General features: G+C 67.3%; 21 protein-coding genes. 18 read left to right on the forward strand and 3 right to left on the reverse strand.

Going from position 1 to position 23,273, the window contains the following annotated elements; genetic code table 11:
* The first annotated feature begins 89 nt into the window (after window positions 1-89).
* Window positions 90-1,997, forward strand: coding sequence for an ATP-binding protein (locus E1832_RS20570; RefSeq protein WP_165978942.1), 1,908 nt, complete (start codon window positions 90-92; stop codon window positions 1,995-1,997).
* Here the strand turns inward: E1832_RS20570 and E1832_RS20575 are convergent.
* Entirely contained in the window at window positions 1,880-3,133 is a 1,254-nt protein-coding gene (locus E1832_RS20575; protein ID WP_133361663.1) for an MFS transporter, read from the reverse strand. The two genes, E1832_RS20570 and E1832_RS20575, sit on opposite strands and share 118 nt — an antisense overlap.
* A gap of 181 nt (window positions 3,134-3,314) precedes the next feature.
* Here E1832_RS20575 and E1832_RS20580 point away from each other — a divergent pair, with 181 nt between their 5' ends.
* The gene (locus E1832_RS20580; protein ID WP_133361664.1) at window positions 3,315-4,010 is read left to right on the forward strand and encodes a metal-dependent hydrolase; all 696 of its coding nucleotides are present in this window, start codon (window positions 3,315-3,317) and stop codon (window positions 4,008-4,010) included.
* A 96-nt stretch (window positions 4,011-4,106) separates the two neighbouring features.
* Here E1832_RS20580 and E1832_RS20585 read toward each other — a convergent pair whose 3' ends face one another.
* Window positions 4,107-4,559, reverse strand: a complete 453-nt coding sequence (locus tag E1832_RS20585; RefSeq protein WP_133361665.1) for a nucleoside deaminase — start codon at window positions 4,557-4,559, stop codon at window positions 4,107-4,109.
* Window positions 4,560-4,621: 62 nt separating this feature from the next.
* On the opposite strand from E1832_RS20585, the gene E1832_RS20590 reads away from it, so the two are divergent.
* The 6 genes from E1832_RS20590 to E1832_RS20615 all read left to right on the forward strand — a co-directional run bounded on the left by E1832_RS20590 (window position 4,622) and on the right by E1832_RS20615 (window position 11,351).
* Window positions 4,622-5,674 (forward strand): pseudouridine synthase, encoded by a 1,053-nt coding sequence (locus tag E1832_RS20590; protein ID WP_133361666.1) that lies wholly within the window; start codon window positions 4,622-4,624, stop codon window positions 5,672-5,674.
* A gap of 189 nt (window positions 5,675-5,863) precedes the next feature.
* Entirely contained in the window at window positions 5,864-6,769 is a 906-nt protein-coding gene (locus E1832_RS20595; RefSeq protein WP_133361667.1) for a 5-bromo-4-chloroindolyl phosphate hydrolysis family protein, read from the forward strand.
* 32 nt (window positions 6,770-6,801) lie between these two features.
* Entirely contained in the window at window positions 6,802-7,992 is a 1,191-nt protein-coding gene (locus E1832_RS20600) for a toxic anion resistance protein (protein ID WP_133361668.1), read from the forward strand.
* 16 nt (window positions 7,993-8,008) lie between these two features.
* Window positions 8,009-8,980, forward strand: coding sequence for a DUF2927 domain-containing protein (locus tag E1832_RS20605; protein ID WP_165978953.1), 972 nt, complete (start codon window positions 8,009-8,011; stop codon window positions 8,978-8,980).
* Between the two features lie 37 nt (window positions 8,981-9,017).
* Window positions 9,018-10,166 (forward strand): SPFH domain-containing protein, encoded by a 1,149-nt coding sequence (locus E1832_RS20610; RefSeq protein WP_133361669.1) that lies wholly within the window; start codon window positions 9,018-9,020, stop codon window positions 10,164-10,166.
* Window positions 10,167-10,217: 51 nt separating this feature from the next.
* A complete protein-coding gene (locus E1832_RS20615; protein ID WP_133361670.1) occupies window positions 10,218-11,351 on the forward strand; it encodes a TFIIB-type zinc finger domain-containing protein in 1,134 nt (377 codons plus the stop codon).
* A gap of 48 nt (window positions 11,352-11,399) precedes the next feature.
* Here the strand turns inward: E1832_RS20615 and E1832_RS20620 are convergent, their stop codons facing one another.
* Window positions 11,400-11,819 carry an Hsp20/alpha crystallin family protein gene (locus E1832_RS20620; RefSeq protein ID WP_133361671.1) on the reverse strand — a complete coding sequence of 140 codons (420 nt, stop codon included), beginning with the start codon at window positions 11,817-11,819 and terminating at the stop codon, window positions 11,400-11,402.
* 149 nt (window positions 11,820-11,968) lie between these two features.
* Between E1832_RS20620 and E1832_RS20625 the strand changes: the two genes are divergently transcribed.
* From E1832_RS20625 to E1832_RS20670, 10 genes are all read left to right on the forward strand, one after another.
* Entirely contained in the window at window positions 11,969-12,637 is a 669-nt protein-coding gene (locus E1832_RS20625; RefSeq protein WP_133361672.1) for a nitroreductase, read from the forward strand.
* Window positions 12,634-13,557: a carbohydrate kinase family protein gene (locus tag E1832_RS20630; RefSeq protein WP_133361673.1), complete on the forward strand. Its 924-nt coding sequence runs from the start codon at window positions 12,634-12,636 to the stop codon at window positions 13,555-13,557. The genes E1832_RS20625 and E1832_RS20630 overlap by 4 nt, the downstream gene beginning before the upstream one ends.
* Window positions 13,545-13,982 carry a D-aminoacyl-tRNA deacylase gene (dtd, locus tag E1832_RS20635; RefSeq protein ID WP_133361674.1) on the forward strand — a complete coding sequence of 146 codons (438 nt, stop codon included), beginning with the start codon at window positions 13,545-13,547 and terminating at the stop codon, window positions 13,980-13,982. Before E1832_RS20630 ends, dtd begins: the two co-directional genes overlap by 13 nt.
* Complete coding sequence (locus tag E1832_RS20640; protein ID WP_133361675.1) at window positions 13,983-15,086, forward strand: DUF4147 domain-containing protein; 1,104 nt, start codon at window positions 13,983-13,985, stop codon at window positions 15,084-15,086.
* A 31-nt stretch (window positions 15,087-15,117) separates the two neighbouring features.
* Window positions 15,118-17,115 carry a CocE/NonD family hydrolase gene (locus tag E1832_RS20645; protein WP_133361676.1) on the forward strand — a complete coding sequence of 666 codons (1,998 nt, stop codon included), beginning with the start codon at window positions 15,118-15,120 and terminating at the stop codon, window positions 17,113-17,115.
* 109 nt (window positions 17,116-17,224) lie between these two features.
* The gene (locus tag E1832_RS20650; protein ID WP_133361677.1) at window positions 17,225-18,808 is read left to right on the forward strand and encodes an ABC transporter substrate-binding protein; all 1,584 of its coding nucleotides are present in this window, start codon (window positions 17,225-17,227) and stop codon (window positions 18,806-18,808) included.
* Window position 18,809: 1 nt separating this feature from the next.
* Entirely contained in the window at window positions 18,810-19,766 is a 957-nt protein-coding gene (locus tag E1832_RS20655) for an ABC transporter permease (protein WP_133361678.1), read from the forward strand.
* The gene (locus tag E1832_RS20660; RefSeq protein WP_133361679.1) at window positions 19,763-20,578 is read left to right on the forward strand and encodes an ABC transporter permease; all 816 of its coding nucleotides are present in this window, start codon (window positions 19,763-19,765) and stop codon (window positions 20,576-20,578) included. The genes E1832_RS20655 and E1832_RS20660 overlap by 4 nt, the downstream gene beginning before the upstream one ends.
* Window positions 20,578-22,215 (forward strand): ABC transporter ATP-binding protein, encoded by a 1,638-nt coding sequence (locus E1832_RS20665; protein ID WP_133361680.1) that lies wholly within the window; start codon window positions 20,578-20,580, stop codon window positions 22,213-22,215. Before E1832_RS20660 ends, E1832_RS20665 begins: the two co-directional genes overlap by 1 nt.
* 97 nt (window positions 22,216-22,312) lie before the next feature.
* The gene (locus E1832_RS20670; RefSeq protein WP_133361999.1) at window positions 22,313-23,149 is read left to right on the forward strand and encodes an alkaline phosphatase family protein; all 837 of its coding nucleotides are present in this window, start codon (window positions 22,313-22,315) and stop codon (window positions 23,147-23,149) included.
* Window positions 23,150-23,273: the final 124 nt, after the last annotated feature.

Consider the following 23,273-nt stretch of genomic DNA (forward strand, 5'->3'; position numbering starts at 1 on the left):
GCCCGCGCATTGCCCGCGCATTGCCCGCCAGCGGCCCCGACTCGCCCCGAGACAGCACGCCCTGCGTGACTAACGATCTGTCAATACACTTGCGGCATGGTCACCCCGGAACAGTCTTTGTCTTTGGAGCATGCGCCCTGTCTGGTTCCTCGTTCAAAGCGATCGCGAAATTCCTGCGGGAATTTGCCTGGCCCGCCGTCGATCCCGAAGACCGGCTGACCAGCGCGCGGCATCGGATCGTCAGCTCTTTCTCCCTGATCGCCTTTGCCGGCAGCCTGATCGAGGGGGTAACCTGGTACGACGATCTGAGCGCGCTTTCGCCGGGCCGGGCGCAATGGATCTTGATAAATTCCATCTTCTACCTCGGCCCGCCCCTCTTGTTGTGGAGTACCGGGCGGCTGCGGCTCGCGGCTTCGTTCCTGCTGACCTACTTCATCCTGTCGGTCGCATTCGAGGCGATCTGGCCCGTGGGCGAGACCTGGTCCATGTCCCTCTATTTCTTCCTGGCTCCTCCGCTGGCCATATTGCTGCTGGGCACACGGATCGGCGCGAGCGTCAGCCTTTTGACGGTCGCGGCCGTGGTCCTGCTGGCCGATGCCACCGTTCCCGGCCCGATCGGCGCGATCCTGTTCAATGTCACCGCCGCAATTGCCGTCGGCATGCTGATCTTCATCTCGGAGGCCGAAAAGACGACGCTGCATCTGGACAACCTGCGCCGCGAGGCGCAGTCGGCCAACTGCGCAAAATCCTTTTTTCTGGCTAATGTCAGCCATGAGATCCGCACCCCGCTGAACGGTGTGATCGGGGCGGTGCAACTGCTGACCGATCATGCGGTGACGCAGGAACAAAAGGAGCTGCTGAACACCGCCGACGCCTCCGGGCGGACCCTGCTGCGCATCGTCAACGACATTCTGGATTTCTCGCGCATCATCGAACACGGGGTGCAGCTGGAACAGACCACCTTCCGGCGTGAAGACCTAGTGACCAACGTGTTTTCCGCGCTGGCCGCCCCGGCCGAGCGCAAGGGGATCAGCCTGCGCCAGCAGTTCGCCGAGGATGTGCCGCGCTATCTCGTGGGCGACCGGGCGCGGCTGTCGCAGATCGTGATGAACTATGTCGGCAACGCGGTGAAATTCTCGGACAGCGGCACGGTCGAGGTGCGGGTGACGCGCGAGGCGGGCGACGGCAGCGACGGGGGCGACATGATCCGCGTCGAGGTTCGCGACGAGGGCATCGGCATGACCGAAGAAGCCGCCGCGCGGGTCTTTGAGACATTCGAACAGGCCGAAAACTCGACCGCGCGGATCTATGGCGGCACCGGCCTGGGACTGTCGATCGCCCGCAACCTGGCCAAGTTGCATGGCGGCGCCACCGGGGTGCGCAGCAAACTCGGCCAGGGCAGCACCTTCTGGTTCACCTTCCCGCTGGTCGCCGGCGCCCGCCCTGCCGACCGGGTCGAGGTCGCGGTCAGCCAAAGGCCCGCGCGCACGGATCACGCCCGGGTCATGGTGGTCGAGGACAACAAGACCAATCAGTTCATCGCCCGCAAGTTCCTGGCCAAGCTGGGGGTCGACCCCGAGATCGCCGCCGACGGGGTCGAGGCGGTGGAGGCCGCCGCGCGGACGCGGTTCGATCTGATCTTCATGGACATCCAGTTGCCGCGAAAGTCGGGCATCGAAGCGACGCGCGACATCCGCGCCGGCGGTCTCAACCGCGACACGCCCATCGTGGCGCTTTCGGCCAATGTGATGGCCGATCAGAAGGCCAGTTATCTTGCGGCGGGGATGAACGGCTGCATCGAGAAGCCCTGCACACTCAACGACATCTCGGAGTGTCTCGATCGCTTTGTCCCCGCCGGGGCGCCGCCCGGCGCCGCCGGTCAGGCGGCGGAGCCGCCTGACATGGCGACCCGCGAGGCAGAGGGACGCGGCAACGACAGCACCAGCGCCAGCGCCACCCCGGCCAGCAGCGTCAGCGTGACGAAGGCCGGCACGTAGCTGCCGCTGCGGTCAAAGACCATGCCCGTCAGGATCGGGCCGACCGAACCGCCCAGCGTCCCCGAGAACAGAACGGTGCCGAAAATCGCGCCATGGGCGCGCATGCCGAAATACTCTGCCACCGTCGGCGAGACCACCACGAAGAGCGCCCCATGGGCAAAGCCGTAGACCGCCACCGTCACGAACAGCGCCCAGGGCACGGTCAGCACGGTCAGCCCGCCCAGCCCGGCGATCAGCGCGACGAAACACATGACAAAGGCGCGCCGCCCGCCGATCACGTCGACCAGCCGGCCCACCGCCAGCCGCCCGGCCACGCTGGCCCCACCCACCACCGACAGTAGCGTCGCCGCCGCGGCTGTGGACAGGCCCAGGTCCATTCCGTGGATCGGCAGATGCAGCGGCACGGTCATCAGCGAGGCGAAAAAACAGAACTGCACCGCGCAAAGCGTCCACAGCACCAGGCTGCGCCGCGCCTCGGCAAAGGACAGCCCGCCCGGCGCGCCGCCCCGCGCGCTGCCCGTCTGTGCGCCCGTCTGTCCGCCAGCCTGTTCAACGGACGGCCCCGGGGCTGCCGGCCGCAGCGGCGGGCTTTTCATCAGCAGCGCGGCGATCAGCAGCAGCACCACCGCCCCCAGCCCCAGAACGATCACCGCCGGGCGCCAGCCCATGCCCGAGATCAGCAGCGCCACCAGCGGCGGCAATGCCACCTGGCCCGCCGCGGTTCCGACCTTGACCACGGCGGTCATGATGCCGCGGCGCCCCTCGAACCAGCGCGCCACGGTGGACAGCGTGACCACGTCATGGGTGCTCAGCCCCAGCCCGATGAAGGTGCCGCAGATGGCAAAGAGCTGCCAGGGCTGGGTGACCTGCGACAGCAGGGCGAAACCCAGCCCGTAGAGCACGCCGGTCACGCCCAGAACCCGGGCCGGGCCATAGCGGTCGCTTAGCCGCCCGCCCAGCATCGCCAGCACCCCCATCATAAGAAAGGACAGCGCCGAGCTGGCCGACATCAGCGTGCGCGACCAGCCGTATTCGGCCTCGAACACCTTGAAGAACAGCCCGAAGGAAAACAGCAGCCCGATGATGGTGAATTGGGTCAGGCAGGCGCCCGCCACAACCAGGTAACGCGATTGCATGGGTTTCCCTCTCTCTGATCGCTTCAACTGTTAACGGATTGCTGCGATGCGGTCCATCACCCGGGCCGGGTGACGCTGCGCTCTCCCGGTCCGGCGCGGCGGGCCGCCTTGTCGCGTCTCCGGGCGGTGGATTTTCCCGCCGCGGGTGCTAGGGTCCGGTCAAACCGAAAAGGAGATACCCATGAAACTCATCTGGCTCGGCCATGGCTCGTTCCGCATCGAGACCGGCGCCCATGTCCTGCTGCTCGACCCCTGGCTGACCGGCAACCCGGTGCTGCCCGAGGACCGTCACGACGCCGCCGTCGCGGGCGCCACCCATATCCTGCTGACGCATGCGCATTTCGATCATTCCGCCGACGCGGTGGCGCTGTCCAAACGGCTGGGCGCGCCGGTCTATGGCCAGTACGACCTGATGACCTTCTGGGCCGAGCACGAGGGGATCGAGACGGTCGGCTTCAACAAGGGCGGCACCATGGATCTGGGCGGCGGCGTAAAGGTTTCGATGGTCAATGCCGAGCATTCCTCGACCTTCGCCACGCCCGAGGGGCCGCGCACCGGCGGCTCCGAGGCCGGCTTCATGATCCAGGCCGAGGGCAAGACGCTCTATTGCAGCGGCGACACCGACATCATGGCGGACATGGAGTGGATGGGCGATTACTACAAACCCGACATCGGCATCCTCTCCTCGGGCGGGTATTTCACCATGGACATGGCCAAGGTTGCCTATGCCGCCAAACGCTATTTCAACTTCAAGACGCTGATCCCGGCGCATTACCGCACCTTCCCGATCCTCGAACAATCGGCCGCGACGCTTGTCGCGGCGCTGCCTGGTGTCGATGTGATCGAGCCGCAGGTCATGCAGGCGATCGAGGTCTAGGCCGGTCGCCGGCATTCGCTTGGAACACACCCCGCAGGGGGGGCCTGGCTCGGGGGGGCGGCTCAGATCAGTGGTAAAGAATTTGCGGACGGCGCTTCAGCCGCGCTTCTCCGCGAAGAAATCGCGCAGCAGCCGCTCCGCCTCCACCGCACCGATGCCGTCATAGACCTCGGGCACGTGATGCGCCTGGGAATGCGAGAACACCCGCGCCCCATGCGCCACGCCGCCCGATTTCGGATCGGAGGCGCCGTAGTAGACCCGGGCGATCCGCGCCGCGGCGATGGCGGCGGCGCACATCGCGCAGGGTTCAAGCGTGACATAAAGGTCGTGACCGGTCAGCCGCTCCGACCCGGCAGCGGCGCAGGCATCGCGGATCGCCAGAATCTCCGCATGGGCGGTGGGATCATGCAGTTCGCGGGTGCGGTTGCCCGCCGCCGCCACCACCGCGCCGAAGGGATCGACGATCACCGCGCCCACCGGCACCTCGCCGCGCCCGGCCGCCGCCCGCGCCTGATCCAGCGCCTTGTCCATATGGGATCGGAACACCATGCCCCTCCCTGCCCCGCATTCGGCGCTTTCGCAAGCCCGCCCGATCGGCTAAGGCCGGTGATATGAGCACCCAACCGCCATCCGACGCCCCCTCTGGCGCCCCCGCAGGCGACCGCATCGCCAAGGTTCTGGCCCGCGCCGGCGTGGCCTCGCGCCGCGAGGCCGAACGCATGATCGAGGCCGGCCGCGTCAGCGTCAACGGCAAGATCATCGACAGCCCGGCGCTGAACGTGACCGACAAGGATCGTGTCACCGTGGACGGCAAGCCGCTGAGCGCCCCCGAACCGGCGCGGCTGTGGCTGTATCACAAGCCCACCGGGCGGGTGACCACGGCGCGCGACGAGCTTGGCCGCCCGACCATCTTCGACGATCTGCCAGAAGAGATGCCGCGGGTGATGAGTGTCGGCCGGCTCGATCTGAATTCCGAGGGGCTGTTGCTGCTGACCAATGACGGCGCGATCAAGCGACAGCTTGAATTGCCCAGCACCGGCTGGCTGCGCAAATACCGGGTTCGGATCAAGGGCCGCCCCAAGGACGAGGATTTCGCGCCCCTGCGCAGGGGCATCAGCATAGACGGCGAGAACTTTCAGCCGATGGTCGTCAGCATCGACCGGCAGCAGGGCGCGAATGCCTGGCTCACCATCGGGCTGCGCGAGGGCAAGAACCGCGAAATCCGCCGCGCCATGGAAGAGATGGGCTTTTCCGTGAACCGGCTGATCAGGGTGTCCTATGGACCGTTCCAGTTGGGCAACCTGAAAGCCGGAGACGTCGAAGAGATACGGCGGCGCGTGATGCGCGATCAGCTCGGGCTGGACAGCCCCGACGACGTGGCAACGCCGCCCGATGGGGGCCACGCCAAACCGCGCCTGCGCCGCGGCGCAAAACCCGGGGCGGCCCCCGGAGCGAAACCGCGACCGGGCCCCGGCGGCAAATCCGGCGGCAAACCAGGCGGCAAGCCGGGCAACAGACCCGACACGAAAACCAGCGCGCGCCCCAATGCAAAACCCGGCGCAAAACCGGGTGCAAAACCGGGCGCCAGATCCGGCCCCCGAACCGGGGCAAAACCCGGCCCCCGTCCGCAGGGCAAACGCCCGGGAAAACCGCACCGGGACTGATCCCGCCAGCACTGACGCGCCTGCGCACCACTTCCCCCTAGCAAGCCTGCCCCGCATCGCTTACCTTTTGCCTGTAACGCTTTGCTGGGGTGCCCGATGTCACGGACCGGATTGCAGAAAATCGCCTATGCGGCGCTTCTGGTGCTGCTCTTCGGGGTGACGACCGGCTGGCTCGGGGGGCTCTAGGCGATGGCGCAGCGCTTCGGCGGAAAATTCAGCCCCGATCCGGGCGCGGGTCCCGAGACCGCCGGCGAGGCGGAGACGCCGCCGCCGCGTGGCGCCTATCACGGCGCAAGGGTCGATCCCGTCGGCGCCCGCGCCAATGCGCTGTTTCTTCCGGCTGTTCTTCTGGTCTTTCTCTCGCTGGGCAGCGGCGCCGTCTCGATGACGCTGGGCCTGACGGCGGCGGGCGCGCTAGCGCTGGCCGCCTGGCTGCTGCGCGAGGGGCTGCGCGCCGAGGCCGCCTATGCCGCCCGCCGCGTCGCCCGCCGCCCGGTGCTGCCGCGCAAGATGCTGGCCAGCCTGCTCACCGGCATCGGCGCCGGGCTGGCCACCTGGCGCAGCGAGCCGGGGCTGCTCGCCCCGCTGCTCTATGGCGGGGCCGCCTGCGTGCTGCATGGGCTGGCCTTCGGCATCGATCCGCTGCGCGACAAGGGGATGAAGGGGGTCGACACCTTTCAGCAGGACCGCGTCGCCCGCGCCGTGGCCGAGGCCGAGGGCTATCTCTCGGCGATGGGCGACGCGGTGCGCCGCGCCGGCGACCGACGCATCGAGGTCCGCGTCGAGCAGTTCCAGAAAACCGCCCGCGACCTCTTTCGCACCGTCGAGGAGGATCCCCGCGACCTGACCGGCGCGCGCAAATACATGACCGTCTATCTGATGGGCGCGCGCGACGCGACGATCAAATTCGCCGATCTCTACGCCCGCCACCCGGACCCGAAGGCACGCGCCGACTACGCCGCCCTGCTCGACGACCTAGAGCAGAATTTCGCCGCCCGCACCCGCAAGATGCTGACCGACGACCACAGCGACCTGACCGTCGAGATCGAGGTGCTGCGCGAGCGGCTGCAACGCGAGGGCGTCCGGCTTGACTGACCACAGCCCATTTTCAACGAGGATCCCCATTCATGTCTGACAAAATCCGCAAGCAGGCCGAGGAAACCCTGAGCGAAATCGAGGAGGTTACCGCCGTCGTCCTCTCCGACCCCTCCGGCGATCTGATCGCCATGGAAGAGGCCGGCGAGGTGGTTGGCGGCGAAATCCGCAAACGGATGGGCGAGATCGACATGGGCGACACCAATTCGATCGTCGCCTTTGGCTCGGGCGCGCAGGCCGAGTTGCAGGAGATCAGCCAGGCGATGCTGGCCGGTGTGCGCAACAAGGATGTCGGCCCCGCCGGCGACAGCCTGCGCACCATCGTCACCGCGATCCGCGGCTTCTCGGTCTCCGAACTCGACGTGCGGCGCGAGCGGACATTCTGGGAACGGCTGCTGGGCCGCACCGCGCCTTTCGCCAAGTTCACCGCCCGCTACGAAGAGGTGCAGGGCCAGATCGACCGCATCACCGACGATCTGCTGAAACATGAGCATACCCTGCTCAAGGACATCAAATCGCTCGACATGCTTTACGGCAAGACGCTGAATTTCTATGACGAGCTGGCGCTCTACATCGCCGCCGGCGAGGAAAAGCTGGCCGAACTCGACCGCGACGACATCCCCGCCAAGCAGGCCGAGGTGCAGGCCGCGGCGGAAAACGATCAGGTGATGAAGGCGCAAGAGCTGCGCGACCTGCGCGCCGCCCGCGACGATCTGGAACGCCGGGTGCACGACCTGAAACTCACCCGCCAGGTGACGATGCAGTCACTGCCCTCGATCCGGCTGGTGCAGGAGAACGACAAGTCGCTGGTCACCAAGATCAACTCGACCATGGTCAATACGGTGCCGCTGTGGGAGACCCAACTGGCGCAGGCGGTCACCATCCAGCGCAGCGCCGAGGCCGCCGCCGCGGTGCGCGACGCCAACGACCTGACCAACGAGCTGCTGACCGCCAACGCCAAGAACCTGCGCGAAAGCAACAAGATGATCCGCGAGGAGATGGAGCGCGGCGTGTTCGACATCGAGGCGGTGAAACAGGCCAATGCCGACCTGATCGGCACCATCGAGGAAAGCCTTGCCATCGCCGACGAAGGCAAGGCCAAGCGCGCCGCCGCCGAGGCCGAGCTGAAAAAGATGGAGGCCGAGCTGCGCGATACTCTGGCCGCCGCCAAGGCCAAGAAGACCGGCCTCGGCGATACCGCCGGCACCGCGGTTCCGGGCTGAGCGGCGGGTGCGCGGGCTGCGCCGCATAACGCGCCGGGCGGGAGGCGCACTGGCCGGGGTTCTGCTGACCGCGCCGCTGCTGCTCACCGGCTGCGACGAGGCCGGCCCTCGCCGCTCGCCGCTGCCACAGGCGCGGCCCGCCGCCCCCGCGCCACAGGAGCCAAAGCCGCGCTCCGACCAAAGCCGGGAGCTGGCGCGCTATTACCGCACGGTTCAGAACGACCTGCTGACGCGCGGGCTGCTGCGCACCGATGGCGGCGGGCCGGACACCCCGTTCACCGCCGACGATCTGGTCGAGAATTTCGAGACCATCGCCTTTTTCGACGAGTATTCCCGCACCGCGCCCACCGCCCGGCGCACCCGCGGCTCGGGCGGCGAGCTCAGCCGCTGGGCCGGGCCGGTGCGCATTGGCGTCGAATTCGGCGCCAGCGTGCAGCCGGCCCAACGCACCCGTGACAGCAACGGCATCACCGGCTACACGACCCGGCTGGCGCGGATCACCGGCCACCCGATCTCGGTCACCGGCGGCGGCGGGGCGAATTTCCATGTCTTTGTCGCAGGCGAGGACGACCGCGCCTATTTCCTGGACCGGCTGCAACAGCTGATCCCCTCGATCAGCGCCCAGGAACTGGCGCTGTTCCGCGATCTGCCGCGCTCGTTCTACTGCCTGGTGGTGGCGGTCTCGGGCAGCCGCAACCCCAATACCTACACCCGCGCGGTGGCCCTGATCCGGGCCGAACACCCCGACCTGGTGCGGCTGTCCTGCGTTCATGAAGAAATCGCGCAAGGCCTGGGTCTGCCCAACGACAGCCCCGAGGCGCGCCCGTCGATCTTCAACGACGATGACGAATTCGCGCTGCTGACCAACCATGACGAGCTGCTGTTGAAAATGCTGTACGATCCGCGCCTGAGACCGGGCATGACCGCCGACGAGGCGCGCCCGGTGACCCGGATCATCGCCCGCGAACTGATGGGCCAGGCGCTGTGACGCGCGGGCCAGAAATTACAGAAAAAGGATAGGTGCAATGGGTATCTTCGACTTTCTCACCGGCGAATTCATCGACGTCATCCACTGGACCGACGACACCCGCGACACCATGGTCTGGCGGTTCGAGCGCGAGGGCCATGAGATCAAGTACGGCGCCAAGCTGACCGTGCGCGAGGGGCAGGCGGCGGTGTTCGTCCATGAGGGGCAGCTCGCCGACGTTTTCACCCCGGGTCTCTATATGCTCGAGACCAACAACATGCCGGTCCTGACCACGCTGCAGCATTGGGATCACGGCTTCAAATCGCCGTTCAAATCGGAAATCTATTTCGTCAGCACGACGCGGTTCAACAACCTGAAATGGGGCACGAAGAACCCGATCATGCTGCGCGATCCGGAGTTCGGCCCGACCCGCATCCGCGCCTTCGGCACCTATACGATACGGGTCAAGGATTCCGCCCGCTTTCTGGTCGAAATCGTCGGCACCGACGGCGAATTCACCATGGACGAGATCGCCTTCCAGATCCGCAACATCATCGTGCAGGAGTTTTCCCGCGTGATCGCCGGCGCCGGCATCCCGGTGCTGGACATGGCCGCCAATACCGCTGATCTGGGCAAGCTGATCGCCGCCGAGGTCTCGCCGACGCTGGAGGGCTACGGGCTGGAGATGCCGGAGTTCTACATCGAGAATATCTCGCTGCCCCCCGCGGTCGAGGCGGCGCTGGACAAGCGCACATCGATGGGACTGGCCGGCGATCTGGGCAAGTTCACCCAGTATTCCGCGGCCGAGGCGATGACCGCGGCGGCCTCCAACCCCGCGGGCGGCGGCATGGCCGCGGGGCTTGGTGCGGGCATGGGCATGGCGATGGCCAACCAGATGGCCAACCAGATGACCGCCCAGCAGGCCCGTCCCGGCCCCTGGGGCGCGGCGCCGCAGCCCGGGCAGCAGGCCGCAAGCCCGGTGCCCCCGCCGCCGCCGGTGGAGCACGTCTGGCATCTCGCCGAGGGCGGCGAGACCAAGGGTCCGTTCTCCCGCGCCGACCTCGGCCGCATGGCCAGCGCCGGGGAGCTGACGCGCGAGACCTATGTCTGGACCGCAGGCCAGGATGGCTGGAAACAGGCCGAGGACGTGCAGGAACTGGCGCAGCTCTTCACCATTCTGCCGCCACCGCCGCCGCCGGGGGTCTGAGCCCGCCGCGTCCTTTCACCGAAAATATCCCCGCTGTAGGCATCAAATCCCATGTCCGCCCCGCCGCCACCGCCCGCCCCCACGGCCCCCGACTCCGCCGCCCCCAACGAACACCGCTTTCCCTGCGACCAATGCGGCGCCGACTACCGCTTCGATCCCGCGCGCGGGCGGCTGGTCTGCGACCACTGCGGCCATGAGGAGGCGATCGCCAACGGCCCCTGGGGCGGCGCCACGCTGCGCGAGCTGGATTTCGACGCCGCCCGCGCCGGGCAACTGCCGGAGATCGAAACGGAAGAGACCCGCGTCCTTTCCTGCCCGAACTGCGGCGCGCAGGTGGAATTCGACCCGGCGACGCACGCCGCCGAATGCCCGTTCTGCGCCACGCCGGTGGTCACCGACACCGGCGTCAGCCGCCATATCAAGCCGCGCGGCGTGCTGCCCTTCGGGCTGGACGAACGCAGCGCCCACAAGGCGATGACCGATTGGCTGGGGCGGCTGTGGTTCGCCCCGAACGGGCTGCGCGACTATGCCCGCAAGGGGCGCAAGATGCAGGGCATCTACGTGCCCTACTGGACCTTCGACGCCGATACCAAGTCGCGCTATCGCGGCGAGCGCGGCACCGTCTATTACGAGACACGCACGGTGATGCGCGACGGCAAGCGGGTGCAGGAACAGGTCGCCAAGGTGCGCTGGACCCCTGCCGCGGGCCGCGTCGCGCGGTTCTTCGACGACGTGCTGGTGCTGGCCTCGAAAAGCCTTCCGAAACGCTATACCGACGCGCTTGAGCCCTGGGACCTGCCGGCGCTGGAACCCTACCGACCGGAATACCTCGCCGGGTTCCGGGCCGAGGCCTATACGGTGGAGCTGGACGAGGGGTACACTCAGGCGCGCGACCATATGGCCCGTGTGATCGAACGCGACGTGCGCTTCGACATCGGCGGCGATCAGCAGCGAATCCACCAGATCGACACCGATGTCTCGGATGTGACCTTCAAGCATATCCTGCTGCCGGTCTGGCTGGCAGCGTACAAATATCGCGGCAAAACGTACCGTTTCGTGGTCAACGGCCGCACCGGACGGGTGCAGGGCGAGCGGCCCTGGTCGGCGATCAAGATTACCGTCGCCGTGGTGCTGGGCCTGATCGTCGCCGCCGGCATCGGCTATGTGGCGGCGCTGAACCAGTAAGAACAACAAAGGGCAGCACCCTACCGCGAGGCGGCGCAGCCCGCCGCGTCACCCGCGCGCGATGTTGATCTTGCGCGCCTCCTTGGTGGCCTCAAGGCTGCGCTTGGGCACCGTCACATGCAGCACGCCGTCGACCATCCGGGCGCCGGCCTTGTCGCCGTCGGCATCCTCGGGCAGGCGGAACGAGCGGCGGAACGCACCATACTGGCGTTCGCTGAAATACCAGGTGTCGCCCTTTTTCTCCTGCTGCGTCTTCTTTTCGCCGCGCACGGTGACGACGCCATCCTCGACGGTCAGCTCGATATCGTCCTCCGACACGCCCGGCAGTTCCATCGAGATGTCATAGGCGGTGTCGTTGCTCGACGCCTCGGTCGCCGGGCTCAGCCAGTCGGCCAGCCGGGTGCCCAGCGCCCGCAGCGGATCGTAGAGCGACGGCCAAAGTCCCGCGTGATCGGTTTTCTCAACCATGTCCGATTCCTCCTGTTCAAGTGGGTGAGGCTACCTTATGCACTTCAACCCCGGACCCTCTTTGATCCGGCTCAAATTGCGCCCCTTGCACCCCCCTTCGGCCACCGCCATTCTGCGCCGAGACACGGCAAACAGGCGGGAGCAAACACATGACCCTGGACGATCTCGATGCGCTGATGGCCCGGCGGTTTTCCTGCCGCGCCTTCCGGCCCGACGCGGTGCCACGGGAAACCATCGAGCAGATCGTCGCCGCCGCCCGCCGGGTGCCGTCCTGGTGCAACGCCCAGCCCTGGCACCTCGCCATCACCAGCGGCGAAGAGACCGACGCCTTCCGCGCCGCGCTGATGGAACAGGCGATGGCAGGCGGGCATGAGCCCGACCTGCCGTTTCCCAGCAGCTATCCCGGCGTCTACCGCGACCGGCGGCGCACCTGCGGCTGGCAGCTTTACGAAGCGGTCGGCGTCGAAAAGGGCGACCGCGCCGGATCGGCCCGCCAGATGATGCGGAATTTCGAGCTGTTCGACGCGCCCCATTGCGCCATCATCTCCAGCCCGGCGGACCTCGGCCCCTATGGCGCGCTTGATTGCGGCGGCTTCGTCACCGGGTTCTGCATGGCGGCGCAGGCCGCAGGGGTGGCGACGATCCCGCAGGCGGCGGTGGCCTCTTTCGCGCCCTTCCTGCACCGCTGGTTCGACATCCCCGAGGACCGGCTGGTGCTTTGTGCGATCTCCTTCGGCCATGCCGACCCCGACGATCCGGCCAATGGCTTCCGCACCGGGCGCGCCCCGGTGGACGACATCGTGACCTGGCGCGGATGAGCGAGCCGGCGATCCTGTGCTGCGGCGAGGCGGTGCTCGATCTGGTGCCGGCCGCGCTGGATGGCGGCGGCGCCGGCTTTCGCCCGGTGCCGGGCGGCGCGGCGCTGAACTGCGCCGTTGCGCTGGCGCGGCAGGGGGTGCGGGCGGGGTTCGTCGGCGCGCTGTCCACCGATCCGGCGGGGCAGCGGCTGGCACAGCATATGCAGGCCGAAGGCGTCTCGCTGAGCCATGCCATCCGGTCCGAGCGCCCCTGCCCGCTGGCGCTGGCGCAGCCGGTCGCGGGCGGTACGCGCTTTGACCTTTACGACACCGGCACCGCCGGGGCGATCTATGCAGTCGCCGACCTGCCCGATCCGCTGTCCGCGGGCGCCCAGGCATTGGTCTTCGGCGGCATCAGCCTGATCGCCCCGCCCGCGGCAGAGGCGTTCGAGACGCTGGCGCGGCGCGCGGCGGACCGACAGCTGATCTGGCTCGACCTCAATATCCGCCCCGGGCCGGTACGGGATAAAGCAGGCTATCGCGCGCGGCTGATGCGGATGGCGGCGCTGGCGGATGTGGTCAAGGTCTCCGACGAGGATCTGCACTGGCTCGGCCCCGGCGCGCTGGACCGGCTCCGCGCCGATGCGCCGCTGCTGCTGCACACGCGAGGGGCGCAGGGCGCGGTGGCCATGCGCGGCGTTGAGATCCTTGCCTTGCCTGCCCCGCAAACGCAGGAGGTCGATACCGTCGGCGCGGGCGATATCTTCAACGCCGGGTTCCTAGCGCATCTGACCCATGCGCGGCTGCTGGCCAAGCCGCTGGATCTGCCCGAGGCGGCCTTGCGCGCCGCCCTCGCCCATGGCATCCGCGCCGCAAGCGACAGCATCACGCGCCCCGGTGCCGACGCGCCCGGATGGAAGGAGACCCCATGCGCGCCCTGATCCAACGTGTGAGCGAAGCGAGCGTCACGGTCGATGGCGAGGTGATCGGCGAAATCGGCCCCGGCCTGCTGATCCTGGTCTGCGCCATGCAGGGCGACACCGAGGCGCAGGCCGACAAGCTGGCGGCAAAAATCGCCAGGCTGCGCATCTTCAAGGACGAGGCCGACAAGATGAACCGTTCGCTGCTGGACGCGGGCGGCTCGGCGCTGGTGGTCAGCCAGTTCACCCTGGCCGCCGACACCCGCAGCGGCAACCGCCCCGGCTTCTCCACCGCCGCGCCGCCGCAGGAGGGCAAACGCCTCTATGACTATTTCGCCGCGCAGATGGCGGCGCAGGGGGTGCCGGTCGCAACCGGGCGCTTCGCCGCCGACATGAAGGTGGCGCTGGTCAATGACGGACCGATCACCATCTGGATGGAGGTCTGAATGGACCCGCGCGACACCACCCTCGCCCTGTGGACCGCCGGCGTCGCCGCCGTGGGGGGCCATGCCGCCACCCGGGCGGCGCTTGAGGGCGCTGAGGCCCCCGACCGTATCTTCGCCGTGGGCAAGGCGGCGGGCGCGATGGCCCGTGCCGCGCTGGAGCGGTTTCCGGATGTGCCTGCACTGGTGGTCACCAAGGACGGCCATGGCGACGGGCTGCCCGAGGGCGTGACGCTGATCGAGGCCGCCCACCCGGTGCCCGACGCCCGCAGCCTGCGCGGCGGCGCGGCACTGCGCCAGGCGGTGGAGGCGATGGTGCCGGGCGAGCGCCTGCTGCTGTTGGTCTCCGGCGGGGCGTCGTCGCTGGCCGAGGATCTGGCAGAGGGCAAGACGCTGGACGATCTCGCCGCGCTGAACCGCCACCTGCTTGCCGCCGGATTGGACATCACTGCGATGAACGCAGAGCGGCGCTTGATTTCGCGGATCAAGGGCGGCGGTCTGCTGTCGCATTTCCGCGGCGCGCGGGTACGGGTGCTGGCGATATCGGACGTTCCGGGCGACGATCTGGGGGTGATCGGCTCGGGGATCGGCGCCGCGCCGCCTGCCCCGGCCTTTGACTACAGTGCCGAGATTGTCGCCAGCAACGCCCATGCCCGGGCGGCCGCGGCGGCGGAGGCCCGCGCGCGGGGGATCGCAGTGCTGGCCGAGGAAGAAGCGTTGCACGACGATCTGGAGGTTCTGGCGGCCCGGATCGGCGCGCGCATCCGCGTCATGGGCCCCGGCGCAATGATCCTCGGCGGCGAGCCCACGGTGGTGCTGCCCGAGCATCCCGGCCGCGGCGGGCGCAACCAGGCGCTGGCGCTGGCATTGGCGCGGGAGATCGCGGGTTGCGCGGGGATCACCGTCGTGGTCGGCGGCACCGACGGCACTGACGGGCCGACCGATGCCGCCGGCGGCATCGTTGACGGCGCCACCTGGGGGCCCGGCGGGGCAGCGGCGCTGGCCGCCGCCGACAGCGGAAGCTATCTCGCCGCGCGTGACGCCCTGCTCACGACCGGCCCGACCGGCACCAATGTCATGGATCTGCTGATCGCTCTGCGCGCTTGACAGGTCAGGGTCCGGCGCGAACAGTCGGGCCATGACGGACAATCGCAACGCCCTGCGCGAGATCGAAGAGCTGCCCGACCTGGGCATCACCCTTTCAGACGGTTGCCGGCTCTCCGCCCGGATCTGGCGCCCGGTGGATGCGGGGGACGATCCGGTCCCGGTCATCCTGGAATATCTGCCCTACCGCAAACGCGACGGCACCACCGCGCGCGATGCGCTGACCCATCCCTATTTCGCAAGGCGCGGCTATGCCTGCGTGCGGGTCGACATGCGCGGCAACGGCGACAGCCAGGGGCTGATGGCGGATGAGTATACCAAGCAGGAGCTCGACGATGCGGTCGAGGTGGTTCATTGGCTGGCTGCGCAGGACTGGTGCAGCGGCGCGGTCGGCATGATGGGGATCAGCTGGGGCGGGTTCAACGGCCTGCAGGTGGCCGCCCTGGCGCCCGCGCCATTGAAGGCGATCATCACGCTGTGCTCGACCGTCGACAGGTTCGCCGACGACATCCACTACAAGGGCGGCTGCCTGCTGAACGAGAACCTCGGCTGGGGGGCGACGATGTGGTCCTATTCCAGCCGCGCGCCGGATCCGGCGCTGGTGGGCGAGGCCTGGCGCGACATGTGGCTGAACCGGCTGGAGAACGAACCCTTCCTGCCTGCCACATGGCTGCGGCATCAGCGGCGCGACGCCTATTGGCGACACGGCTCGGTCTGCGAGGATTACAGCGTGATCAGGGCCAAGGTGCTGGCGGTGGGCGGCTGGGGCGACGCCTATAAGAACGCGGTGCCGCAGATCGTCGAGAACATCCCCGGCGCCAAGGGGATCGTCGGCCCCTGGGTTCACAAATACCCGCATTTCGCCGTGCCCGAGCCGCGCATCGGGTTCCTGCAAGAGGCGCTGCGCTGGTGGGATCGCTGGCTGAAGGGGATCGCGACCGGCGTCGAGGACGATCCCGACTACCGCGCCTATCTGATGGACGGGCTGCGCCCCGCCGCCTGGTATGCCGACCGCCCCGGCCGCTGGGTTGCCGAGGATGAAGGGGCGACCTCGCATATCCCGGTTCGGACGCAGCACCTGACCGACAACGGCCTCTCCGATACCCCCGGCCCGCTCGACCGGCTGGTCCGCTCGCCGCATCACTGCGGCATGGCGGCCGGCGAATATTGCGCCATCTGGCTGGGCCCCGAGATGCCCGGCGACCAGCGCTGTGACGACGCCCTCTCTGCCTCGTTCGACAGCGCGCCACTGGAGGCGGACACCGACATCCTCGGCGCGCCGGTGCTGCACCTGAGGCTGCGCGCCGACAAACCGCAGGCGCAGATCGCGGTGCGGCTCAATCACGTCCACCCGGACGGCGTCTCGTCGCGGATCACCTATGGGGTGCTGAACCTGACCCACCGCGACAGTCATGCGTCTCCGCAGCCGCTGGAACCGGGCAAAAGCTATGACATCGCCGTCAGTCTCGATCACATCGCCTATCGGGTGCCACGGGGGCACCGGCTGCGCGTGGCGGTCTCGTCCGCCTATTGGCCGCTGATCTGGCCCAGCCCGGACACCGCCGGGCTGACGCTGGAGGAGGGCCGGATGGACCTGCCCGTCCGCGCGACCTCGGCGGGCGACGAATGGCACTTCCCCCCGCCCGAGGCCGAAGCGCCCTGGCAAACCCGCCCCCTGCGGGACCAGCGCCATATCCGACGAATCGAGACCGATACGGTCACCGGCGCGGTGACGCTGGTGATCGAGGACGATTTCGGCAAGCGCGAGGATCTCGATCACGGGCTGATCGGCGGCACCGTCGCGCGCGAGCGCTGGACCATCCACCCGGGCGACCCGCTCTCGGCCCGCGGCTGGTGCCACTGGACCGACGAACGCGCCCGCGGCGACTGGCGGCTGCGCACCGAGACCCGCTGCGAGATGTGGTCGGACGCAAGCCATTTTCATCTGCGTGCCACACTGGAGGCCTATGAGGGGGAGGTCCGCGTCCACCACCGCGAGGTCGCAGACAGCATACCACGTGACGCAAATTGACCATTCATCCGGCATTAAGGGTTGCGACCGAGGGGGAAATGGGCGACGCTTGACCCATCAGTCAATAAACCTGCGCGTCAGATGCAGAAGACAATAACGGGAGCCATGAATGCAAAATAAACTCGATTTCTTCGCCGGCCGCGTGATCGCGGGGCGGATGTCCCGCCGCGAATTCATGGGCCGCGCCGCCGCCCTGGGCCTGACCGCCGCGGCGGCCAACGGCCTGATGACCAAGGCTGTTTATGCCGCCGGACCGCAGAAGGGCGGCACCATCAAGGTCGGCGTCAATGGCAGCGGCTCCGCCGACAGCCTTGACCCGGCGCTGTCGGCCAACCAGGGCCAGACCATGGTGACCCGGCTGTGGGGCGAGCCCCTGCTGGAGCAGGCCGCCGATGGCGGCGTCGAGCCGCGCCTGGCCGAAAGCTACTCGTCCTCGCCTGATGCCAAGGCGTGGACCTTCAAGATCCGCTCTGGCGTGACCTTCTCGAACGGCAAGACGATGACCGCCGAGGATGTGCTGGCCACGATGGAACGCCATTCCGGCGAAGACACGAAATCGGGTGCACTGGGGATCATGCGCGGCATCCAGAGCATGCGCGTGGAGGGCGACAAGTTCATCATAGAGCTGGAGCAGCCGAACGCCGACCTGCCCTTCCTGATGACCGACTATCACCTGCTGATCCAGCCGAACGGCGGCAAGGACGACCCGACCGCAGCTGTCGGCACCGGCCCCTATATCCTGAAATCGGTCGAGCCGGGCGTGCGGTTCGTGGGCGAAAAGAACCCGAATTACTGGGACGACTCGCAGGGCCATGCCGAAACAATTGAGTTGATCATCATCAACGACGACACCGCGCGCGTGGCCGCGCTGCAGTCGGGCCAGGTCCACATGATCAACCGCGTGCCGCCGCGCACCGCCGGCCTTGTCGCCCGCGCGTCGGGCATCGAGGTCCGCAGCAAGTCCGGGCCGGGGCATTACGTGTTCATCGCCCATGTGGATACCGAGCCGTTCTCGAACCCGGACGTGATGATGGCGCTGAAATACGGCATGAACCGGCAGGAGATGGTCGACAAGATCCTGTTCGGCTATGGCACCGTGGGCAACGACATCCCGGTCAACGGCGCCTATCCGCTGTTCACGCCGCTGCCGCAGCGCGAATACGACCCGGACAAGGCCGCGTTCCACTGGAAGAAGTCGGGCTATGACGGCTCGGTGCTGCTGCGCACCTCGGACAACTCCTTCCCGGGCGCACCGGATGCCGCGGCACTGTACCAGCAATCTCTGAACGCTGCGGGCATCCCGCTGGAGGTCAAGCGGGAGCCGAACGATGGCTACTGGTCCGAGGTCTGGAACAAGCAACCCTTCTGCACCAGCTACTGGAGCGGCCGCCCGGTTCAGGACCAGATGTATTCCACCGCCTATCTGTCGACCGCGGACTGGAACGACACACGGTTCAAGAACGAAAAGTTCGACCAGCTGCTGATCTCGGCCCGGGCCGAGCTGGACCTGGCCAAGCGCAAGCAGATGTATGCCGACATGGGCATGATCCTGCACAACGAAGGCGGCCTGATCTGCCCGATGTTCAACGACTTCATCGACGCCACCACCGACAAGGTCGCCGGCTGGGGCGAGTCGAAGGGCTTCGCGCTGATGAACTTCTACGCCCCTATCAAGATGTGGGTGACCGCCTAAAATGGGGCCTGCATTGAAACTGGTGGCCCAGCGCGTCGCGCTGGGCCTCCTTCTGCTGTTTCTCGTCTCTGCGCTGATCTTCGCCGGCACGCAGATTTTGCCCGGCGATGTGGCGCAGTCGATCCTGGGCCAGTCGGCTACACCCGAGGCGCTGGCCAACCTGCGCCGGGACCTGGGCCTGAACGAACCCGCCATCACCCGGTATTTCGATTGGCTCGTGGGCGCCTTGCAGGGCGACCTGGGCACCGCGCTGACCAATGGTCAGGACATCGCCAAGAGCATCGGCGGCCGGATGAAGAACACCCTGTTCCTCGCCTTCTGGGCCGCGGTGATCGCGGTACCGCTGGCGATCTTTCTCGGCCTTCTGGCGGTGCGCTTTCGCGACCGCTGGCCGGACAAGCTGATTTCGGCGGTGACGCTCGCCTCGATCTCGATCCCAGAATTCCTGATCGGCTACGTCATCATGTATGTCGTCGGGGTCAAGCTGCGCTGGTTCCCATCGGTGGCGATGATCAACGACAGCATGAGCCTGGGCGAAAAGCTGTCGTCCATCGCGATGCCGGTCATGGTTCTGACACTGGTGGTGCTGGCGCATATGATGCGGATGACCCGGGCGGCGATCCTCAACGTGATGCAGTCGGCCTATATCGAGACCGCCGAGCTCAAGGGGCTGAACCGGTTTCAGGTGATCTGTCGCCACGCCTTTCCGAACTCCATCGCCCCGATCGTCAATGTGGTGATGCTGAACCTGGCCTATCTCGTGGTCGGCGTCGTGGTGATCGAGGTGGTCTTTACCTATCCCGGCATGGGTCAATACCTCGTCGATCACGTCTCCAAGCGCGACGTGCCGGTGGTGCAGGCCTGCGGGCTGATCTTTGCCGCAGTCTATATCGGGCTGAACATGGTGGCCGATATCGTCTCGATCCTGTCCAATCCGCGCCTGAGGCATCCCAAATGAACCGGATCCCCTTTGCAGCCGCGGTCGGCCTTGTCTTTACTGCGCTCTATTTCCTCGCCGCGCTGTTCGCGCCGCTGCTGGCCCCCTACGGCATGGCGGAGGTGGTCGGCGGGGTGTGGGAGCAGTCCAGTTCCGAACATTGGCTGGGCACCGACAATATCGGCCGCGACCTGCTCACGCGGCTGATCTATGGCGGGCGCACGACCATCTTTATCGCCACGGCGGCTACGGTGCTGAGCTTTTCCACCGGCGCGATCCTGGGGTTTCTGGCCGCCGTTCTGGGCGGCTGGGCCGACCAGTTGATGTCGCGCACGGTCGATCTGCTGATGTCGATCCCGACACTGATCTTTGCGCTTGTCGTGCTCTCGGTGATGCCGGTGACGGTGCCGATGCTGATCCTGGTGATGGGGCTGCTCGATTCCACACGGGTCTATCGCCTGGCCCGGGCCGTCGCCGTGGACATCAACGTGATGGACTATGTCGAGGCCGCCAAGCTGCGCGGCGAGCGGCGCGGCTGGATCATCTTCCGCGAGATCCTGCCGAACGCGCTGTCACCGCTGGTGGCCGAGATGGGGCTGCGCTTCATCTTCATGGTGCTGTTCGTTTCCACCCTCTCCTTCCTGGGCCTGGGCGTGCAGCCGCCGGCGGCCGACTGGGGCGGCATCGTAAAGGAAAACAAGGACGGCATCGTCTATGGCATCCCCGCGGCACTGCTGCCGGCCGTGGCCATCGCCACGCTGTCGATCTCGGTCAATCTGGTGGCCGACTGGGTCCTGAACCGGACCACATCGCTGAAGGGGGGGCGCGGCTGATGAACGACGCAATGCTCGACGTGCGCGATCTGAGGATCGGCGCCACCGCCTATCCGCCCGGAGAGCCGCCGCGCGAGATCGAGATCGTCCATGGCGTCTCCTTCACGCTGGAGAAGGGCAAGGTTCTGGGGCTGATCGGCGAATCCGGCGCCGGGAAATCCACCATCGGGCTGGCAGCGCTTGGCTATGGCCGCGGCGGGGTGGAGATCACCGGCGGCGAGGTCTGGGTCAACGGCCGCGACATCCTCAAAGGGGGCCTGCGCGGGCTGCGCCAGCTGCGCGGCGCCGAGGTGAGCTATGTGGCCCAATCGGCCGCCGCCGCCTTCAACCCGGCGAAACGGCTGATGGAACAGGTGACCGAGGCGGCGATCCATCACAACCGCTTTTCCAGATCCGACGCCGAGGCGCGGGCGGTGGCGCTGTTCGCCAAACTCGGACTTCCCGACCCCGAGACCTTCGGCAACCGCTATCCGCACCAGGTCTCGGGCGGGCAATTGCAGCGGGCGATGACCGCGCTGGCGCTCTGCCCGCAGCCCGATCTGGTGGTCTTTGACGAGCCCACGACCGCGCTGGACGTGACCACCCAGATCGACGTGCTCGCCGCCATCAAGGAGGCGATCCGCGACACCGGCGTCGCCGCGCTCTATATTACCCACGACCTTGCGGTGGTGGCGCAGGTCAGCGACGACATCATGGTGCTGCGCGATGGCGACATGGTGGAATACGGGTCCACCGATCAGATCATCAATTCACCGCAAGAGGATTACACCCGCGCGCTGGTCTCGGTCCGTTCGATCGAACACGCGGAAAAGCCGCCCACACCCGACCCGGTACTGCGCGTCTGGGGCATCACCGCGCGCTACAAGGGCACGCCCTTCGACGTGCTGCATGATGTTTCGGTCGATCTGCACCCCGGTCAGACGCTGGCCGTGGTGGGTGAGAGCGGTTCGGGCAAATCGACGCTGGCACGGGTGATCACCGGGTTGCTGCCGCCGCGCGCCGGCGGGATCGAGTTCGCCGGCCGCACCCTGTCGCCGGCGCTGGAGCGGCGCACCCGCGAGGATCTGCGCGAAGTGCAGATGATCTATCAGATGGCCGACGTGGCGATGAACCCGCGCCAGACCGTGGGCACCATCATCGGCCGCCCGCTGGAGTTCTATTTCGGCATGCGAGGCGCCGAGAAGCGCAAGCGCGTCAAGGAGCTGCTGGACGAGATCGAAATGGGCGACGGATTCATCGACCGCTATCCGGCCGAGCTGTCGGGCGGGCAGAAACAGCGGGTCTGCATCGCGCGGGCGCTGGCCGCCAAACCCCGGATGATCATCTGCGACGAGGTGACCAGCGCGCTGGACCCGCTGGTGGCCGACGGCATCCTCAAGCTGCTGCTGGACCTGCAGAAGATCGAGAACGTGGCCTATCTCTTTATCACGCACGATCTGGCCACGGTGCGCGCCATCGCCGATTCCATTGCGGTGATGCATCGCGGCAAGGTGGTGCGCTATGGTCCCAAGTCCCAGGTTCTGAACCCGCCGTTCGACGATTACACCGACCTGCTGCTGTCCTCGGTGCCGGAGATGAAGCTGGGCTGGCTGGAACAGGTGATCGCGCATCGCAGGATGGAGAGCGCGGGGAACTGACCCTCTGCTGGCCCAGCGGGCCAGTTCACCCCCGAGGATATTTCGGACCAGAAAAGATTCCGGGCCGCACCCGGACCAGGCGGATTGAGAAAAGATGATGAAGAACAAACTGTTGCTGATCATTCTTGATGGGATTCCCTGGCGCAACTGGCGTCGGCTGTTCGGCAATCTGGAGGGCTGGGTCGACAGCGGCGATGCCCGGGTGTGGAAGATCCGCGCGGTGCTGCCGTCGATCTCGGCCAGCTGCTATGCCTCGATCCACACCGGCGTGGCCCCGGCCGAGCATGGCTGCACCGGCAACGGTAATGTGTTCCGGCTGAGCCATCCGGATGTGTTCAGCCAGGTGCAGCAGGGTGGCGGCATCACCGGCGCGGTCGCGCATTCCTTCTGGTCGGAGTTCTTCAACCGCGCGCCCTTCGATCTGGTGCGCGACATCGAATATGACGAGCCGGAGAGCGGCACCATCAACCACGGCCGGTTCCACACCATGACCGGCTATGGGCTGATCAACCAGATGACACCCTCGGATGTGGATCTGTTCGCCACGCTGACCAGCCTCTGCCAGCGCTTCGGGCTGGACTACGGCATGCTGCACACCTGCACGCTCGACAGCATGGGACACCGGTTTTTCCATGAGTGCCAGGAGATGGACCACGCCTGCGCGGTGATGGACGAGATGCTGGCGCCCTTCATCCCGAAGTGGCGCGCGGCGGGGTATGAAATCATCGTCACCGCCGACCATGGCCAGGACGAGCGCGGCCACCACGGCGGGCGCGGCGCATTGCAACAGGAGGCGGCGCTCTATTACTTCGGGCCGGCAGAGGGACCGGAGCCCGACACCGTGCTGGATCAGCTGCAACTGGCGCCGACGATCCTGCACCGGCTGGGCGCCCCGATCCCCGAGACGATGAAGGCGACGCCATTCCTGACCTGAGGGTACGCTGTGCATGACCAGATTCAGCATTCACGGCAGTGGGTTATCGGCCCTCTTTACACCGCAGGATGTCCCGGCCCGATGTTTTCGGTGGCCGAAAAACCGCCACCGACAGGGGGACCAG

It is taken from the genome of Antarcticimicrobium luteum (assembly GCF_004358185.1).
GTDB lineage: Bacteria > Pseudomonadota > Alphaproteobacteria > Rhodobacterales > Rhodobacteraceae > Antarcticimicrobium > Antarcticimicrobium luteum.